Origin of the sequence: Blautia sp. JLR.GB0024, from assembly GCF_037000545.1 — a bacterium.
Classification (GTDB): domain Bacteria; phylum Bacillota; class Clostridia; order Lachnospirales; family Lachnospiraceae; genus Blautia; species Blautia celeris.
Window position 1 is genome coordinate 1 of record NZ_JBANBF010000065.1, and the last position, 233, is coordinate 233.

At 57.1% G+C, this 233-nt stretch carries 1 pseudogene; it reads left to right on the forward strand.

The features are described from left to right. Positions 1-233: pseudogene (locus tag V8Q34_RS27460) on the forward strand (urocanate hydratase); the annotation flags it as partial.

Genomic DNA, 233 nt, shown 5'->3' on the forward strand with positions numbered 1-233 from the left:
GTGGACACAAGCGAAGGATTCATCTTCCCATCCTATGTGGAGGATATCCTGGGACCGGAGCTGTTTGACTACGGATACGGCCCGTTCCGCTGGTGCTGTCTGTCCGGCAAGCCGGAGGACCTGCGTGCCACAGACCATGCAGCCATGGAAGTGATCGACCCGAACAGAAGGAGCCAGGACAGGGATAACTACATCTGGATCCGTGACGCGGAGAAGAACAAACTGGTAGTGGG